Genomic DNA, 18,251 nt, shown 5'->3' on the forward strand with positions numbered 1-18,251 from the left:
TCGCGAGCAAGCCCGCTCCCACAGGGGGAATGTGTACGGACAGTCATACCGAAACCTCTTCGCGGTCGGCATTGGTTTTGCCGAAGCGCCGACCGAGGCGGTCGAAGTACAGGTAGATCACCGGCGTGGTAAACAGGGTCAGCACCTGGCTCACCAGCAAACCGCCGACCATTACCAGACCCAGTGGCTGACGCAATTCCGCCCCGGAACCGGTGGCGAGCATTAGTGGCACCGCGCCGAACAGTGCGGCCAGGGTGGTCATCAGAATCGGCCGGAAACGCAGCAGCGCCGCCTGATAGATCGCCTGCTCCGGCGCCATGCCCTGCGTGCGTTCGGCGTCGAGGGCGAAGTCGATCATCATGATCGCGTTCTTCTTGACGATACCGATCAGCAGGATGATGCCGATGATCGCGATCATGCCCAGGTCATTGCCGCTGAGCAGCAACGCGAGCAAGGCGCCGACCGCCGCCGACGGCAGGGTCGAGAGAATGGTGATCGGGTGGATGTAACTTTCGTAAAGCACGCCGAGCACGATGTACATGGTCACCACCGCCGCCAGAATCAGCAGCAAGGTGCTCGACAGCGAGGCCTGGAACGCTTCGGCCGCGCCCTGGAACTGGGTCTGCACACCAATCGGCATGCCGATGTCCTTCTGGACTTGATCGATGATGTCCACCGCATGCCCCAGCGCCACGCCAGGCGCCAGGTTGAACGACATCATCACCGCCGGGAACTGACCGATGTGGGTGATCGCCAGTTGCGCCTGACGCTCCTCGACATGAGCCAGGCTCGACAGGCGCACCTGCGCACCGTCAGTGGTCTTGACGTGAATCTGATCCAGCGCCGCCGGCCCGATCTTCTCCCCGGCCTGCGCTTGCAACACCACGCGGTACTGGCTGGCCTGGGTGTAAATGGTCGAGATCTGCCGCTGGCCGAAGGCGTCATACAGCGCGTCGGTGATGTTCTGCACCGAAACGCCAAGGCGCGAGGCTGCGTCACGGTCGATCACCAGATAGACCTGCAGACCCTTGTCCTGCAAGTCACTGGCAACGTCGGTCAACTCCGGACGCTGGGCCAAGGCCTCGACCAGACGCCCGCTCCACTGACTGAGCAATTCTGCATCCGGCGAAGACATGCTGAACTGGTACTGGGTCCGGCTGACCCGATCCTCGATGGTCAAATCCTGCACCGGCTGCATGAACAGGCGGATGCCGACCAGCTTGTCCAGTTGCGGTTGCAGGCGCGCGATCACCTGCGTGGCGCTCAGATCACGCTGGCCGTGCGGCTTGAGATTGATCAGCAGGCGACCGCTGTTGAGCGTGGCGTTGTCGCCGTCGACACCGATGTAGGACGACAGGCTTTCAACCGCCGGATCTTCGAGAATCACCTTGGCCAGCGCCTGCTGACGCTCGCCCATGGCCGCGAAGGAAATCGACTGCGGCGCCTCGGAAATGCCCTGGATCACCCCGGTGTCCTGCACCGGGAAGAAGCCCTTGGGTACAACCATATAAAGGAACACGGTCAGCGCCAGGGTACCGATGGCCACCATCAGGGTCAGCGGCTGGTGCTTGAGCACCCACTGCAACTTGCGCCCGTAAGCAGCGATCATCCAGTCGATGAATGCGCCACTGGCCCGGTAGAAACGGCCCTGCTCGTGTTCTTGCGGTTCACGCTTGAGCAGTCGCGCGCACATCATCGGCGTCAGGGTCAGCGAAACCACCAGGGAAATCAGGATCGCCACCGCCAGAGTGATGGCGAACTCGCGAAACAGCCGCCCGACCACGTCGGCCATGAACAGCAGCGGAATCAGTACCGCAATCAGCGACAGGGTCAGGGAGATCAGGGTGAAGCCGATCTGCTTCGCGCCTTTGAGCGCGGCCTGCATCGGGCTGTCCCCTTCTTCAATGAAGCGCGCGATGTTTTCCAGCATCACAATGGCATCGTCGACCACAAAACCAGTGGCGATGGTCAGCGCCATCAAGGTCAGGTTGTTGACCGAGAACCCGGCGAGATACATCACGCCAAACGTACCGATCAGCGACAGCGGCACCGCTACCGACGGAATGATCGTCGCGCTGGCACGCCGTAGAAAGAGGAAGGTCACCATCACCACCAGAGCGATGGCGATCAGCAGCTCGTGCTGCACGTCAGTGACCGAGGCGCGGATGGTCTGGGTGCGGTCGGTGAGCACGGTGACGTCGAGGCCGGCCGGCAGGTTATCGGTGATGCTCGGCAGCAACGCTTTGATCCGGTCGACCACCTCGATCACGTTGGCCCCCGGCTGACGCTGGATGTTCAGCAGCACCGCCTGATTCTGGTTGGCCCACGCGGCGAGACGTTCGTTCTCGGCGCCGTCGACGATTTCCGCCACATCCTTCAGACGCAGCGGCGCGCCGTTCTTGTAGGCGAGGATCAGGTTGGCGTAGTCCTTGGGCGACGTCAGTTGGTCGTTGGCGTCGAGCATCGAGACCCGGGTCGGGCCGTCGAAGTTACCTTTCGGTTGGTTGACGTTGGACGCGCCGATCAGGGTGCGCACGTCTTCGAGGTTCAGGCTGTTCGCCGCCAGGGCTTCCGGGTTGACCTTGATCCGCACTGCCTGACGCTGACCGCCGGCAATGCTGACCATGCCGACGCCGCTGATCTGGGCGATCTTCTGCGCCATGCGCGTGTCGACCAGGTCATTGAGCTTGGGCAGGAGCATGGTTTTTGAAGTGATCGCCAGGGTCAGCACCGGGGTGTCCGCCGGGTTGACCTTGTTGTACACCGGTGGTGCCGGCAAATCGGTTGGCAGCAGATTGGTCGCAGCGTTGATCGCGGCTTGCACCTGCTGTTCGGCGACGTCCATGTTGATGTCGAGACTGAAACGCAGGGTCAGCACCGAAGCGCCGCCGGAGCTGGTCGAGGCCATTTGCGTCAGGCCGGGCATTTGCCCGAACTGGCGCTCGAGCGGCGCGGTCACGGCACTGGTCATCACGTCCGGACTGGCGCCGGGGTACAGGGTCATGACGCGAATGGTCGGGTAATCGACCTGCGGCAGCGCCGAGACCGGCAGCAGGCGATAGGCAATCAGACCGGCCAGAACAATGGCCAGCATGCTCAGGGTGGTCGCTACCGGACGGAGGATGAACAGCCGCGAAATGTTCATGCGCCCTTCTTGGCCTTGTCTGTAGAGGCGGTGTCATGCGCGCTGGCTGCGGGCTTGCCTTGCAGGTGTTCGGTCGGCGTTGTCGGCACGTCATTGCTGTCGTTGACCACTTCGACTTCACTGCCCTCCTTCAAGCGGTCGGTGCCTTCGAGCACCACGCGGTCGCCCGCGGCGAGACCTTCGGTGATCACCGTGTTGTTGCCATCGCTCGCGCCGATCTTCAGTTGGCGGATGGTGACTTTCTTGTCGCCGTCCATTGCATAGACGAAGGTGCCATTGGTGCCGAACTGAATGGCTGCCGACGGTGCCAGCACTACACCCTTGAGGGTGTCGGCCAGCAGGTGCACGTTGACGAACTGATTGGGGAACAGCGCCTGGTCGCGGTTATCGTAACGGGCCTTGAACTTCAGGGTGCCGGTGGCGACGTCGATCTGGTTGTCGAGGCTTTGCAGGACGCCGGTGGCCTGGATTTTGGTGTCGCCGCGATCCCATGCCTCAGCGGGCAGTTTGGCGCCGCTGTGGTAACGCGCCAGCACGGTTTCCAGATTGTTTTCCGGCAGGGTGAACACCACGCTGATTGGCTGTGTCTGGGTAATGACGGCGAGGAACGTGGTGTCGTTCGCCGCCACCAGGTTGCCGACATCGAGCTGACGCAGGCCGACGCGACCGGCAATCGGTGCGCGGATCTTGGTGAATTCGAGATTGAGCTTGGCGTCGTTGACCGCCGCCTGATTGGTCTTGACCGTGCCCAGATACTGGCCGACCAGCGCTTCGGCGGTGTCCAGGGTCTGCTTGGCGATACTGTCTTCCTTATACAGGCCACGATAACGCTCGACGTCGACCTGTGCGTTTTTCAACTGCGCCTGATTCTGCAGCAAGGTGCCTTCCGCCTGGAGCAAGGCATTCTGGTAAGGACGCGGATCGATCTCTGCCAGCAGGTCGCCGGCCTTGACCATCTGGCCTTCCTCGAAATTGATCTTCACCAGTTCGCCGCCCACCCGGCTGCGCACATTGATGGTATTGAGAGCGGTGACCGTACCCAGGGCCTTGTAATACAGCGGGAAGTCACCCGTGACCGCCGGTGCCACACGCACCGGAATCGGCCCGGCCGCCCCGCCGAAGCCCGGCCGCATCATCCCCGAACGTCCGGCATGGCCGCTCGCAGCCTTGTCGGCGCCCTCCTTGTGGGCCGAACCGGCGGGCCAGAATTTCCAGCACAGTACGGCGATGACCAACAGGACGAGCAGGCTGATCAGCCAGCGACGGGAGTTGCGAGGGGACGATTGCATGGATTGATTTACCATTGGGCGCGTGGGCTTCTTTTTACGGGAGGCTGAACGATAAGCACTGATCGGATTTAAGCAAAGCAGCTTTACCGGCTATTTACTTTCAACTTACGTTTCAAGGTGTGTGGCAAGACACTGATACACAAATGAAAACGGCCTGGACAGGGCCAGGCCGTTAACAATTGTAAAAGCGCTTATTTCAGTACGGCGAGTGCTGCGTCGTAGTTCGGCTCTTCAGCGATTTCCTTGACCAGCTCGCTGTGCAGCACGTTGTCGTTCTCGTCCAGCACCACCACGGCGCGGGCGGTCAGGCCTTTGAGCGGGCCGTCAGCGATGGCTACACCGTAGTTCTCGATGAACTCGGCGCCGCGCAGGGTCGACAGGTTCTGCACGTTTTCCAGGCCTTCGGCGCCGCAGAAGCGGGCCTGGGCGAATGGCAGGTCAGCCGAGATGCACAGCACCACGGTGTTGGCCAGTTCGTTGGCCTGAGCGTTGAACTTGCGGACCGAAGTCGCGCAGGTCGGAGTGTCGACGCTTGGGAAGATGTTCAGCACTTTGCGCTTGCCGGCGAAGCTCGCCAGGGTGACGTCGGACAGATTGCCGGCAACCAGAGAAAAGGCTGGCGCCTTGGAACCGGCTTGTGGCAACTGGCCGTTGACTTGAACCGGGTTGCCTTTGAGGGTGACTTGAGCCATGACTTTAGTCCTTCTGAACGTGGTTAATGAGCATGCAAGAGGCCGAAGTTAACCACGAAATTGTCCGACGACCTATGCCCTGAATGAAAATTGTCAGGGGGCTGCGCAAAAAACTGTATACAACCGCGCAACGATCCTCTGTAGGAGTGAGCCTGCTCGCGATGGCGGTATATCAGACAGCTATTCGCTAACTGAAATGACGCCATCGCGAGCAGGCTCACTCCTACAGGGGATCCGTGTGGTCCGTAGTGCTTTTGCTGCTTGTTAAAACGCCGGACTGCATCTTTTATTCAGAGGACCTGTCGATTCACGCCCTGCCCGTTCGACTAAGCAGTGAATCAACCCCGTTCCCTGGAGAAACCATCATGCGATTCATGATTCTTGTCAAAGCCAGCGCCGACTCCGAAGCCGGCATCATGCCCAGTGAAGAACTGATCACCGCCATGGGCAACTTCAACGAAGAACTGGTCAAGGCCGGCATCCTCATCGACGCCGATGGCCTGCACCCGAGCAGCAAAGGCGCGCGCGTGCATTTCTCCGGCGACAAGCGCACGGTCATCGACGGCCCGTTCATCGAAACCAAGGAGCTGGTAGCCGGGTACTGGATCTGGGAAGTGAAGTCGAAGGAAGAAGCCATCGAATGGGTCAAGCGCTGCCCGAATCCGATGCCGGGCGATTCTGATATCGAAATCCGCCAGATTTTCTCCGCCGAGGACTTCGGCGCCGAGTTCACTCCTGAGGCGCGGGCGCAGGAAGAGCGTGTTCGCGAGCAAGCGAAGAAAAATGCCTGATCCAACGCCACGTTGAATTGAAATTGCCATCGCGGGCAAGCCACGCTCCCACAGGTATCGAGTCGGTCACAGGATTTGTGAGCGCTTCAATACCTGTGGGAGCGTGGCTTGCCCGCGAAAGCGTCATCATTGACAACACACATTTAATTGATCAGTTCACCACTCGACTGCGAAGCCGTACACAAAACCAAAGAATTAATCCCCTCGACTGGCTAACTCCCCATTAGCTGCTAGCGTCAATCAGACGTGTCCTACAGGCTTGATAAAAAAGGAAATATGTCCAACGGCCGAGAAGTGCCGGGTCGTCCATGCAGTAGCCACCAGGGAAACGGGGAACATGTCGAAGAACTTGGGGATGCACGCCTTGCTGCTGGCGAGTTCGCTGGCGCCTGTATTTTGTGCCCTGGCGAATAACGCCGAAGAGGCCAACAAAAGCAACAACCCGCTGAACCTGGCGCCCGGCGCCAACCTGCAGGATTACTACACGCCGAAGCTGTTCGACAGCAACCTGCACACCAACGATGCCTTACTGCGCGGCGCCTTGCCGATTGCGCCAAACGATTTGATCGGAGTCCCGCAGCTACTGCGCGCAACGATGCCGATCAGCACCCGCCCCGACCCGCACGGCGGCTACAGCACCGGCATCGGTGATCTCAATCTGTTCGACATTTTCCTGCTCAAGACCGACGGCGTGCAGTTGGGCATCGGCCCGCAGATCACCCTGTTCGCCGGCATCAACGTGACATTCGGCAAATAAGGAATACGCCATGCAAGGAGCCATCAAAGTCGCCGGTTACAGCCTGATGACGATGTTCGTCAGTTGCGGCGTCGGTGCCCAGAGTTTCAGCGCCAGCCCCGAAGAGACCCGCGGCATCGCCAAGGACGCGTATCTCTATGGCTTCCCGATCGTGGAGATGTACAAGACCCTGTACACCCAGGCCGTGGACAGCAAGAGCCCGAACTTCAAGGCACCGTTCAACCAGATCGGCAACACTGCCAAGGCTTTCACTGCCAAGGACACCGCGTTCGTCACGCCGAACGCCGACACGCCCTACTCGTTCGTCTGGATGGATCTGCGCAGCGAACCGCTGATCCTGACCTTGCCGCCGATCGAAGAGCACCGTTATTACTCGGTGCAATTGATCGATGCCTACACGCAGAACTTCGCCTATCTGGGCACCCGCAGCACCGGCAACAACGGCGGCCATTTCATGATCGCCGGGCCTGACTGGCAGGGTCAGCAACCGATCAACATCGACCGGCTGGTGCGCAGTGAAAGCAACATCGCCTATGCGCTGTACCGCACGCAGTTGTTCGACGAGAAGGATCTGGGCAAGGTCAGGCAGATCCAGAAAAGCTACAAGGTCGAACCCCTGAGCCACTATGTGAAACAGAAAACTCCGGCGCCGGCACCGAAAATCAGTTGGCCAAAACCGACGCCGACCATGAGCGAAACCCCGGATCTGTTCCGCTACCTGAACTTCATGCTCGCTTTCACCCCGCCGCAGGATGTTGAAAAAGACCTGCTCGCACGCTTCGGCAAAATCGGCATCGGCGCCGGTCAGCCATTCGACCTGAAAAAACTCAGCGCCGAGCAACGCAAGGCCCTCGAAGACGGCATCAGTGACGCCAAGGCCGAATTCGCCGCGTTCAAGAAAGACAAGGTCGACACGCACGAAATCAGCAGCGGTGACCTGTTTGGCACCCGCGATCACCTCAAGGGCAATTACCTGTATCGCTACGCCGGCGCCAACATGGGCATCTTCGGCAACTCTGCCGAAGAGGCGAACTACATCGGCTATTTCGTCGACAAGGACGGCCAGCCGGCCGACGCAGCGAAACACGACTACACCCTGCATTTCGACAAGGGCGCCCTGCCTCCGGCCGACGCCTTCTGGTCGCTGACCATGTACGACGGCAAGAGCAAATTACTGGTGGCCAACCCGCTCAATCGCTACCTGATCAACTCGCGAATGCTGCCGGATCTCAAGCTCGATGCCGACGGCGGACTGACCCTCTACGTGCAGCACAACAATCCCGGCAAGGACAAGCAAGCCAACTGGCTGCCGGCACCAAACGGTCCGTTCTACGGCGTGTTGCGCCTGTACCTGCCGAAACCGGAAGTGGCCAGCGGCGAATGGAAAATGCCGTTGCTCACCCCGGTCAACTCAAAACAATAAACGGAGCCAGTGATGGTCAAGCCTTACGTTGTGCGTCCGCTGCTGGCGCTGTGCATGATCGGTAGTACTCAACTCTATGCAGCCGAGGGTGGCGTGGGCCGACCGATCACCGGGCAGCAGGTGTATTCCAACGCCGGGATCATCCCGCCGGAACCGGGCTGGGTCGTCTCGGTGACCAGCATCTGGTACGACGGATCGCTCAAGGGCAGTCGCGGCGCGCCGATTTCCGGTGAAGTCAGTGCCGGGATTGACATGAAAGTCTCCTACACCATGACCAACCTGACGCACATCTGGGACACCGGCAAAGGCCCATGGAACTTCGCCTCGGCAATCGGTGTTCCGCTGCAGTACACCGACATCGACGCGGCCATCACCGGCCCGCGCGGACGCACCCTCGGCACCAGCGATTCCGGCACCCAGTTCGCTGACGCGCTGGTCACCCCGATTGCCGCCGGCTACCACTTCGACGAGTTGAACCACATCGCGTTCTCCCTGCCGATCTACGTGCCGACCGGCGCCTACAACGACAATCGCCTGGCCAACCCGGGGCAGAACAATTACACGTTCATGCCCACCGTGGCCTTTACCCATCTGGATGGCAAGGGTGGCGAGTTCACCCTGTCCAGTGGCCTGGAGTTCTACACCCAGAACACCGCCACCGATTATCGCAACGGCAACATCTTCACCCTCGATGCCTTGTGGACCCACGGTTTCGGCAGTGGCTGGAGCGCCGGCCTGGCGGCCGGCTATATCCAGCAGGTCACCGACGACAAGGGCCAGACCGCCGACAGCCTCAACGGCTTCCGTGGCCGCTCGGTGGGCGCCGGGCCGGTGGTGGCCTGGGCCGGTAAATTCGCCGACGCCCAGGCCAGCTTCAGTGCGCGCTGGGTGCCGGAGTTCGACACCAAGAACCGCCCTGAAGGCAACGGGATTGCCGTCAACATGACCCTGGCGTTTTTCTAGACCGGCCACAAAGGACTGTCCCATGACCGCACTCACCGACCTCAACGCCCTGCAAGCGAGCATCGCCGAAGCCGTACTCGGCCAGGATCAGGTCATCCGGCAGATCCTCCTCGGCCTGCTGGCCAACGGGCACTTACTGCTGGAAAGCCTGCCGGGGCTGGCCAAGACACGCACGGTCAAGGCGCTGGCCACACACCTGGACGCGAAGATGAGTCGCATCCAGTTCACCCCGGACTTGCTGCCCTCGGACATCACCGGCGCGGAAGTGCTGCATCAGGTGGCCGGGCAAAACGAGATCCGCTTCCAGCAAGGGCCTCTGTTCGGCAATCTGATCCTTGCCGACGAGATCAACCGCGCTCCGGCCAAGGTGCAGGCGGCGCTGCTCGAAGCCATGGAAGAACGGCAGATTACCGTGGCTGGCACCCGTCACCTGCTGCCGGAGCTGTTCATTGTGGTGGCGACACAAAACCCGATCGAACAGGAAGGCACCTATCCGCTGCCGGAAGCGCAGATGGACCGGTTCCTGATGAAGGTACTGCTGGATTACCCCAGCGCCGACAACGAAAGCCAGGTGTTGCGCCTGTTGCGCGCCGAAGAGTTTGCTCAGGGCGCGAACACCGCGCCGAGCAAGGGCTTCAGTCTTTCGCAGGCAGTGATCTTCGCCGCGCGCAAGGAGGTCAGCGCGGTGCATGTGTCGCCGGCCATCGACCGCTACTTGATCGACCTGATCAACGCCACTCGCCACCCGGCCGATTACGACGCAGACCTCGGACGCTGGATCAGCATTGGCGCCAGCCCCCGGGGCGGCATCGGCCTGGACCGTTGCGCCCGGGCCGATGCGTGGTTGCAGGGCCAGGATTTCGTCTCGCCGGACAACGTGCGCGCCGTGGTGCATCCGGTGCTGCGCCATCGCCTGCAATTGAGCTACGACGCGGTCGCGGATGGCGTGACTGCCGATCAGGTGCTCGACCGTTTGCTGGATAAAGTGGCGATTCCGGCATGAACACGGATGGCCTGGTCTACGTGTCTCTGGCGCAATTGATGGCGCTGGAATTCAAGGCCCGTGACCTGAGCTTTCTGGCGCGCCAGCCCCAGGGCAGCATCCTCGCCGGCAACCATGCCTCGCGCCTGCGTGGCCGTGGTCTGAACTTCGATGAGCTGCGCCGCTATCAGCCCGGTGATGATTTACGCCACCTCGACTGGCGCGCCTCGCTGCGCACCGGCAAACCGGTGGTACGCACCTTCACCGAAGAACGCGATCGCCCGGCGTTGATCGTGGTCGATCAGCGCATGTCGATGTTCTTCGGCTCGCAACGCAGTTTCAAATCCGCCCTCGCCGCCGAACTCGCGGCGCTGGCGGCGTGGATGGTGTTCAACGCCGGTGACCGGGTCGGCGGTCTGGTGTTCAACGATCAACGCATCGACAGCATCGCGCCGTTACGCAGCCGCAAACGGGTTGAAGCCTTGCTCAGCCGCGTGGCAGAACAGAATCAGGCGCTGAACGCGGCCAACCCCGACGCCGAAGACGAGGATCAACTGGACAAGGCCTTGCAGCGCTGCCTCGCACTGGCCGGGCATGACCATTTGATCTGCATCGTCAGCGACTTTGCAGGCGCCGGAGAGCGCACCTTGCAATTGATGCGGCAACTGCGCGCACACAACGACGTGATCGCCCTGCAAGTCTACGACCCACTGGCCTTGAAACTGCCGAGCAACGGACGACTGCTGATCACCCAGGGCCAATTGCAGGTGGAACTGGCCGTCGACAAACGCAGCGTGCATCAGCCATTGGGCGATTACCTCGGTGGCCGGCTCAAGGATGTCGCCACCCTGCTGCGCCGCAGTCAGGTACCGCTGATGATGTTCAGCACCGCCGAAGAGGCCCACGCGCAATTGCGTGCCGAGCTTGGCAAGTCTGCCGGCCCGCGGCGATGAACCCGAATATCCCCGACATCAGCCAGCTCAAAGAGCTGAGCCTGCCGGCGCCGGTCAGTTATGCGCCGCAGACCTGGGGTTGGTGGGCGTTGTTCGCGCTGTTGGTTGTGCTGGCGCTGATAGTTGGCGTGCGACGTTATGGGCAATGGCGACGGGATCAGTATCGGCGCGAGGCGCTGGTGCGATTGGCGCAGTTGCGTGGGCGCAGTGATGACTTGAACGCTCTGCGCGAGTTGCCCGAACTGCTCAAACGCGTGGCGCTTTCGATGCCGACCCAAGCCCGGAATTGGAACACAATCCCTGTGGGAGCGGACTTGCTCGCGAAGGCGTCGGCACATCCAACATTGATGGCGCCTGACACAGCGCTTTCGCGAGCAAGCCCGCTCCCACAGAGTCCTGCGGCGCTGGGGAGAGATGAGTGGCAAGCCTTTCTGCAGCAGCACTGCAAAACCAAGCTGCCCGATGACTTCCACGATCAACTCGCCCAACTCGCCTACGCCCCAGACGCCACCCTGCGCGCCATCCCCGCCGAACAGCGTCAGGCGCTGTTCGACACCTGCCAACACTGGGTGGAGCAGCACCATGTGGCAGCTTGATTACCCGTGGTTGTTGCTCCTGCTGCCGCTGCCGTGGCTGGCCTATCGTTATCTGCCGGCGTATCAGGAAGCGCGCAGCGCCGTGCGTGTGCCGTTTTTCGGGGCCATGAGCCGTGCAGTCGGCGAGACGCCGAGCCGGGTCGGTAATCGCCACAACCGTTGGCAACTGCTGCTGAACCTGCTGGTCTGGACGCTGATCCTGCTCGCCGCCGCCCGACCGGTATTCGTTGAAAAACCCATCGAGCGTCAGCAGCCGGTACGCGACCTGATGCTCGCCATCGACATCTCGCAGTCGATGGAAACCGAAGATTTCACTAATGCCGACGGCCAGAAAATCAATCGCCTGGCTGCCGTCAAACAGGTGGTGCAAGGCTTTATCGACAAGCGCAAGGACGACCGCATCGGTCTGATCGTGTTCGGCAGCGGCGCCTATCCGCAGGCGCCGCTGACCCTCGATCACGCCAGCCTTTCGCTGTTGCTGGCTGACACGGGCATCGGCATGGCCGGGCCCAATACCGCCATCGGTGATGCTATCGGCTTGAGCCTGAAGTTGCTGGACAAGGCGCACGAACAGCAAAAGGTGCTGATCCTGCTCACCGACGGCAATGACACCAGCAGCGCGATCACCCCCGATCATGCTGCCGAGATGGCCGCCAACAAGGGCGTGGTGATCCACACCATCGGCATCGGCGATCCGACGGCCTCCGGCGAGGCGCAGGTCAATCTGCACGGGCTGCAACAAATCGCCCAGACTACCGGCGGGCAGTTTTTCCGCGCCGAAGACCGCATCGCGCTGGACCAGGTCTACAGCACCCTCGACCGCCTTACTCCGCATCAGGTGAAAACCCTCAGCCATCAGCCGCAGCGCGAGTTGTTCCATTGGCCACTGGGCGCGGCGCTGGCACTGTTAGCGCTGTATCACCTCGGCGCCCTGCTGCGCCCGCGACTGGCGCTTGCCCGTCAGCGGCAGGAGGCCTGAGATGGACATCAATCTCAGTGACTTGCACTTCCTGCGCCCACTGTGGCTGCTGCTCGCGCTGTGCGCTGCGCTGCTGCCGCCGATCTGGCGGCGCGGCCGCGACCTGCAGCGACGGCTGCGCGGCAATATCGCCGAACACCTGCTGCCACATCTGTTGGTCACTCCAACGGATCAGCAGCGTCTGCGCCCGGTGTACTGGCTGTGCGCGGTGTTGGTACTCGGAGCCGTCGCTGCCGCCGGCCCCACCTGGGAGCAGGATCGCCCGGACTTTCTGGAGAACCGCGCCCCCCTGCTCGTCGCCGTGGACCTATCGCCATCGATGGATGCCAGTGACGTACCACCGACGCGCCTGGAAGCGGCCAAACACAAACTGCACGACTTGATCCAGCGTCGCGCCGGCGCTCGCACGGCGCTGATTGCCTATGCCGGCAGCGCGCATCTGGTGTTGCCGCCGACCGACGATCCGGCGCTGCTCGACACCTTCATTCAAGCGCTGGGCACCGGGTTGATCGACAAGCCCGGCAAGGACGTCGGCGCCGTCATCGAGCAGGCCCGGCGCCTGCTCAGCGCCGAGCAAACCCCGGGCAGCCTGCTGCTGATCACCGACGGTGCCGACACTGCGCAACTCGATGGCCTCGACAAGCTATTGAAAGGCAGCCAATTGCAGGTGCTGGTGCTTGCGGTCGGTAACGAGGATGGCGGCATCATTCAGGGCGCCAACGGCCAGCCGGCAGTCGACAGCAACGGGCGTCCGCTGCTCGGCCATTTCGATCCGGCGGCACTCAAGCAATTGGCCGCCGCTGTCGACGCGCCGCTGGGCAGTCTCACCCTCGACGATGATGATCTGGACTGGATCGAGTTGCACGCCCAGCAGCACTTCCAGACTACCAGCGCCGAACAGCAGCAATTGCACTGGAAGGACGCCGGTTACTGGCTGTGCTGGCCACTTCTCTTGCTGGCGCTGGTGGGTGTGCGCAGGGGCTGGAGCGTCAACTGGGTGCCGGCGCTGGTGCTGGCCGCGGGCCTTGGCTGGCCGGCTGCACCGGCACAGGCCAGTGCACTGACCGATACGTTTTTCAGCCGCGATCAACAAGGGCGCTGGGCCGTCGAGCATGAGCATTGGCCGCAGGCGGCGGCGCTGTTTGTCGATCCGTACTGGAAAGGCGTGGCGGCCTATCACGCGGCGGACTATGACCTTGCACTGGCGACGTTCGCTCGACTGGACACGCCGCAAGCGTGGTTCTACCAGGGCAACATTTACGTGCGGCGCTTCAAGTTCGATCAGGCGATTGCCGCTTACACCCAGGCCTTGCAGCGGCAACCGCAGTTCCCCGAAGCCACGGCCAATCTGGCGCTGGCTCAGGCCTTGCTCAAGGACACCGACAGCGCCGAAAAGAACGCCCCCGAGACCAAACCGAACGAGGTGAAATTCGACAAGGCACCGGGCAAGGGCCAGAGCAAAAAGGTCGAGACCGAGCAGGCGACCTCCGATGCATTGTGGTTGCAGAACCTGACAACTTCGCCGGCGAAATTTCTCAAGCAGAAGTTCAGTTTGCAGGATCAATCGGGGGCCAAACCATGAACCGGGTTGCGGCCATCGCGAGCAGGCTCACTCCTACAGAAGATTTTCGGCGCACACAAATCCCCTGTAGGAGTGAGCCTGCTCGCGATGGCGCCCACCTGATCACCGCAACCCTGCTGACCCTGCTCACCAGTTGCCTTTTCACAATCCAGGCCTCTGCCGCCGAACCCCAACTGAAAATCCAGGCCCACCTGCAACCCGCCGAAGGCGCCATGGTCGGCGGTCTGGTCGAGCTGCAAGTCGACGTGCTCACCGACACCTGGTTCACCCGCGCCGCCGCCCTGCCCGAGCTGAAACTCGACGGTGCTCTGGTAACGCCGCCCGATGGCCAGGCCCGGCACCTGAATCAGACCATCGACGGGCAATCCTTCAGCGGCTTGCGCTACAGCTATCTGATCACCCCGAATGTCGCACGCAGCTTCGACATTCCGGCGTTGACGGTCAGCGCGACACCGGGTCAGGCCACTACAGCGCTCAGCGCACAAAGTCAGCCTCTGCACTTCAGCGCCGTCCAGCCACCCGGTTTCGAACCCGGAGAAACGCCGCTGGTGGCCAGCGGGCTGCGCTTCAGCCAAACTGTAAGCAACTCGGCAACGCCCTTGAAAATCGGCGACAGCATCACCCGCCAACTGGTCCTGCAGGCCGATGGCGCACTGGCGATGGCTCTGCCGGTTCCGCCATTGAGCGACGTTGCCGGTCTGAGTCGTTATCTGAAGACACCACAAGTTATGCGCCTGGATGACGGTCGCGGCAACGTTCTCGGTGGTCAGCGGATCGACGCCGCCACCTACCGCATCGACAAGCCTGGCGCTTACACCCTGCCCGCCATCGAGGTGAAATGGTGGGATGTCAAAGCGCAGCAAATTCGCACCACGCAGGTGCCGGTCGTAACGTTGGAGGCCGTTGCCGGCAGCGCGCACAAACCAGTGTTTTCAGTGACTGAAGATCTCAAGCAACTCAACCACAACAACCTGCATTTTTCCACGCGCTGGCTGCTGTGGCTGGCACTGCTCGCGGCCTGTATCGGCACGGGTTATTGGCTGCGTCCGGCGCTGATGCGCGCCCGCCGCCAATGGCAGGCGCGCAAGCAGGCGCGGCGACTGGCCTGGGAACAGTCGCCCGACTTCGCCTGGCAACAGATCAACCCGCAACTGCAAGCTCATCCGGCGCAGTTGAGCGCGCTGTACCTGTGGCTGCGCCGCAGTCGGCTGGGGCTGCAACTGGTGAATGCCGGGCCGCGCCTGCAAGGCCTGTTGCGCGGCCTTTACGGTCGTGAGCCAGCCCCGGAACAAACACTCGTTCAACTGCGCCAATCGTTGACTACGCTTCACAGTCAGGCCGAACAACGGCAGCACAAACCGGCCCCAGCCCTGCGTCCGCTCAACCCCGTTGATGAAAGGGATTTCCCATGACCAATTCACCGCCGCAGCGTCAACACTTCAGCCTGGCGCTGTTGTTTGCGCTGGCATTGCCACTGCTGGCCCAAGCCAGCGAACCGCTGCCGTCATGGAATGACGGCCCGGCAAAAACCAACATCATCGCGTTCGTGCAAGCAGTCACCGATCAGAGCAGCAAGGACTTCGTCAAACCCGCCGAGCGTATCGCGGTGTTCGACAACGACGGCACCCTGTGGAGCGAGCAGCCGATGTATTTCGAGTTGCTGTTCGCCCTCGACGAGGTCAAGCGCAATGCGCCGCAGCACCCCGAATGGAAAACCACCCAGCCATTCAAAGCCGTGCTGGAAAACGACCACAACGCACTGGCCGCCAGCGGCATGGACGGCATCCTGAAGATCTTCGGCGCCACCCACACCGGCATGACCACCGAGGCTTTCGACGACTACGCCAAGACCTGGCTGAGCCAGGCGCGGCATCCGAAAACCGGCAAGCCCTACACCGAAATGATCTTCCAGCCGATGCTGGAAATGCTCGACTACCTGCGCAGCCAGGACTTCAAGACCTACATCGTTTCCGGCGGCGACACCGCGTTCATGCGCGCTTTTGCCGAAAAGGTCTACGGCATCCCGCCGGAACAGGTGATCGGCACCACGTTCGTCACCGCGTTCCAGTTCAAGGATGGCAAGGCTTCCATTCTGCGTACGCAAAAACTGGCGCACAACGACGATGGCCCGGGCAAACCGGAGAGCATCAACGCAGTGATCGGCAAGCGTCCAATCCTCGCGTTCGGCAACTCCGACGGCGACCTGCAGATGCTGCAGTGGACCGCCGCCGGCCCCGGCAAGCGGTTCATGGGTCTGTTGCACCACACCGACGCCAGACGCGAGTGGGCCTATGACCGAAAATCCGATATCGGGCGGCTGGACAAAGCCCTCGACGAAGCGAATTCCCGTGGCTGGACCGTGGTGGACATGGCGACCGAATGGCGCCGGATCTACCCGTTCGATCCACCGGCAACCGGGCAGGTGCAATAAGAAAAAACGTGATGCAGGACTGCAAGAAACGTAAGTCGCAACAACGACCCCCGCGATAAGGAGCAAGTCAGATGACTCGCATACGCAAGTGGCTACCGAAACTCGCCCTGGTGGCAACCTCGGTGATGGCGCTGTCGGCAACTGCCACAGCGGCTGAGAAACCCAACATTCTGGTGATCTTTGGCGATGACATCGGCCAGACCAACATCAGCGCCTATTCCATGGGCGTGGTTGGCTACAAGACCCCGAACATCGACCGGATTGCCAAAGAAGGCATGATGTTCACCGACTACTACGCGGAGAACAGCTGCACCGCCGGACGCTCCTCGTTCATCACCGGCCAGACGCCACTGCGTACAGGCCTGTCGAAAGTCGGTGCGCCGGGTGCGACGGTGGGTCTGCAAAAGCGCGATATCACCATCGCTCAGGCGCTCAAGTCTCAGGGTTACGCCACCGGCCAGTTCGGTAAGAACCACCTTGGGGACAAGGATGAATACCTGCCGACCAACCATGGTTTCGACGAATTCTTCGGCAACCTCTATCACCTGAACGCCGAAGAGGAACCGGAACGCCCCTACTGGCCCAAGGATGACCCGGACTTTGTCAAAGCCAACTCGCCACGGGGCGTAATCCACAGTTTCGCCGACGGCAAGATCGAGGACACCGGCGCGCTGACCACCAAGCGCATGGAAACCATCGACGACGAAACCACCGCTGCCGCTCAAGCGTTCATCGAGAAACAGGCCAAGGCCGACAAGCCGTTTTTCGTCTGGATGAATACCACGCGCATGCACCTGTTTACCCACGTACGTGATTCGATGAAGGGCCAGAGCGGTATGCCCGGCAACGAATACGCCGACGGCATGCTGGAACACGACGGTGATGTCGGCAAACTGCTCAAGACCCTCGACGACCTGAAAATCGCCGACAACACGATCGTGGTCTACACCACCGACAACGGCCCGAATCAGTTCTCCTGGCCGGACGCGGCGACTACGCCGTTCCGCAACGAGAAGAACTCCAACTGGGAAGGCGCCTACCGCGTACCGGCGATGGTTCGCTGGCCGGGCAAGATCAAGCCGGGGGAAGTGTCCAACGAGATGTTCTCGGGTCTGGACTGGTTCCCGACCTTGCTGGCTGCAGCCGGTGATACCGAGGTGAAAGACAAGCTGCTCAAGGGCTGGTCGCCGACTTCCGGAGGCAGCAACTTCAAAGTGCATCTGGACGGTTACAACCAGTTGCCCTATCTGACCGGCCAGCAACCCAACGGTGAGCGTAAGGAGTTCTACTACTTCAACGACGACGGCATGCTGGTTTCAATGCGCTTTGGCAACTGGAAGGCCGTCTTCGCCGAGCAGCGAGCGCCGGGTGGTTTTGCGGTCTGGAGCAACCCGTTCACTCCCTTGCGTGTGCCCAAGATCTTCAACTTGAGAATGGACCCGTACGAGCGGGCCGACGTGGTTTCCGATCAATACTACGACTGGTCGACCAAAAACGTTTACCTGGTCGCCGTTGCGACAACCAAGGCAGCACGCTTCCTGCAGACCTTCATCGAATACCCGCCAAGCCAGAAACCGGCCAGCTTCAGCATCGACCAGATCCGTGCCGCGGTTGACGCGAAGATTGAAGAGAAAATGAAAGCGGCACCGGCTGCACAGTAAGACCGTT

Annotated in this window: 14 protein-coding genes and 1 pseudogene; 12 read left to right on the forward strand and 3 right to left on the reverse strand. The window is 61.5% G+C overall.

The genetic code is table 11. From position 1 onward, the window contains the following. Nucleotides 1-43: 43 nt before the first annotated feature. The 3 genes from LCH64_RS23110 to tpx all read right to left on the reverse strand — a co-directional run bounded on the left by LCH64_RS23110 (nucleotide 44) and on the right by tpx (nucleotide 5,126). Nucleotides 44-3,145: an MdtB/MuxB family multidrug efflux RND transporter permease subunit gene (locus tag LCH64_RS23110; protein WP_226501348.1), complete on the reverse strand. Its 3,102-nt coding sequence runs from the start codon at nucleotides 3,143-3,145 to the stop codon at nucleotides 44-46. Continuing rightward, a complete protein-coding gene (locus LCH64_RS23115) occupies nucleotides 3,142-4,449 on the reverse strand; it encodes an MdtA/MuxA family multidrug efflux RND transporter periplasmic adaptor subunit (RefSeq protein WP_226501349.1) in 1,308 nt (435 codons plus the stop codon). Before LCH64_RS23115 ends, LCH64_RS23110 begins: the two co-directional genes overlap by 4 nt. A gap of 176 nt (nucleotides 4,450-4,625) precedes the next feature. Then, nucleotides 4,626-5,126 carry a thiol peroxidase gene (gene tpx / locus LCH64_RS23120; protein WP_003224497.1) on the reverse strand — a complete coding sequence of 167 codons (501 nt, stop codon included), beginning with the start codon at nucleotides 5,124-5,126 and terminating at the stop codon, nucleotides 4,626-4,628. A gap of 365 nt (nucleotides 5,127-5,491) precedes the next feature. Between tpx and LCH64_RS23125 the strand changes: the two genes are divergently transcribed. The 12 genes and pseudogenes from LCH64_RS23125 (at nucleotide 5,492) to LCH64_RS23180 (ending at nucleotide 18,244) form a co-directional block, all read left to right on the forward strand. Then, on the forward strand, nucleotides 5,492-5,917 hold the full coding sequence (locus LCH64_RS23125) for a YciI family protein (protein WP_096797339.1): 426 nt from the start codon (nucleotides 5,492-5,494) through the stop codon (nucleotides 5,915-5,917). A 337-nt stretch (nucleotides 5,918-6,254) separates the two neighbouring features. After that, nucleotides 6,255-6,638 (forward strand): annotated as a pseudogene (locus tag LCH64_RS23130) (hypothetical protein); the annotation flags it as partial. A gap of 46 nt (nucleotides 6,639-6,684) precedes the next feature. Further along, entirely contained in the window at nucleotides 6,685-8,097 is a 1,413-nt protein-coding gene (locus tag LCH64_RS23135) for a DUF1254 domain-containing protein (RefSeq protein WP_226501350.1), read from the forward strand. 12 nt (nucleotides 8,098-8,109) lie between these two features. Continuing rightward, nucleotides 8,110-9,060 (forward strand): transporter, encoded by a 951-nt coding sequence (locus LCH64_RS23140; RefSeq protein ID WP_226501351.1) that lies wholly within the window; start codon nucleotides 8,110-8,112, stop codon nucleotides 9,058-9,060. 22 nt (nucleotides 9,061-9,082) lie between these two features. Then, nucleotides 9,083-10,063 carry a MoxR family ATPase gene (locus LCH64_RS23145; protein ID WP_226501352.1) on the forward strand — a complete coding sequence of 327 codons (981 nt, stop codon included), beginning with the start codon at nucleotides 9,083-9,085 and terminating at the stop codon, nucleotides 10,061-10,063. Continuing rightward, entirely contained in the window at nucleotides 10,060-10,995 is a 936-nt protein-coding gene (locus tag LCH64_RS23150; RefSeq protein ID WP_226501353.1) for a DUF58 domain-containing protein, read from the forward strand. The genes LCH64_RS23145 and LCH64_RS23150 overlap by 4 nt, the downstream gene beginning before the upstream one ends. After that, complete coding sequence (locus tag LCH64_RS23155; protein ID WP_226501354.1) at nucleotides 10,992-11,591, forward strand: DUF4381 domain-containing protein; 600 nt, start codon at nucleotides 10,992-10,994, stop codon at nucleotides 11,589-11,591. Before LCH64_RS23150 ends, LCH64_RS23155 begins: the two co-directional genes overlap by 4 nt. Next, entirely contained in the window at nucleotides 11,578-12,570 is a 993-nt protein-coding gene (locus tag LCH64_RS23160; RefSeq protein ID WP_226501355.1) for a VWA domain-containing protein, read from the forward strand. The genes LCH64_RS23155 and LCH64_RS23160 overlap by 14 nt, the downstream gene beginning before the upstream one ends. 1 nt (nucleotide 12,571) lies before the next feature. Further along, on the forward strand, nucleotides 12,572-14,152 hold the full coding sequence (locus LCH64_RS23165) for a VWA domain-containing protein (protein ID WP_226501356.1): 1,581 nt from the start codon (nucleotides 12,572-12,574) through the stop codon (nucleotides 14,150-14,152). After that, nucleotides 14,149-15,564 carry a hypothetical protein gene (locus LCH64_RS23170; protein WP_226501357.1) on the forward strand — a complete coding sequence of 472 codons (1,416 nt, stop codon included), beginning with the start codon at nucleotides 14,149-14,151 and terminating at the stop codon, nucleotides 15,562-15,564. The genes LCH64_RS23165 and LCH64_RS23170 overlap by 4 nt, the downstream gene beginning before the upstream one ends. Next, complete coding sequence (locus LCH64_RS23175; RefSeq protein WP_226501358.1) at nucleotides 15,561-16,583, forward strand: HAD family hydrolase; 1,023 nt, start codon at nucleotides 15,561-15,563, stop codon at nucleotides 16,581-16,583. Before LCH64_RS23170 ends, LCH64_RS23175 begins: the two co-directional genes overlap by 4 nt. 71 nt (nucleotides 16,584-16,654) lie before the next feature. After that, a complete protein-coding gene (locus LCH64_RS23180; RefSeq protein ID WP_226501359.1) occupies nucleotides 16,655-18,244 on the forward strand; it encodes an arylsulfatase in 1,590 nt (529 codons plus the stop codon). The last annotated feature ends 7 nt before the right edge of the window (nucleotides 18,245-18,251 follow it).

Origin of the sequence: Pseudomonas sp. MWU16-30322, from assembly GCF_020515535.1 — a bacterium.
Lineage (GTDB): Bacteria > Pseudomonadota > Gammaproteobacteria > Pseudomonadales > Pseudomonadaceae > Aquipseudomonas > Aquipseudomonas fluorescens_H.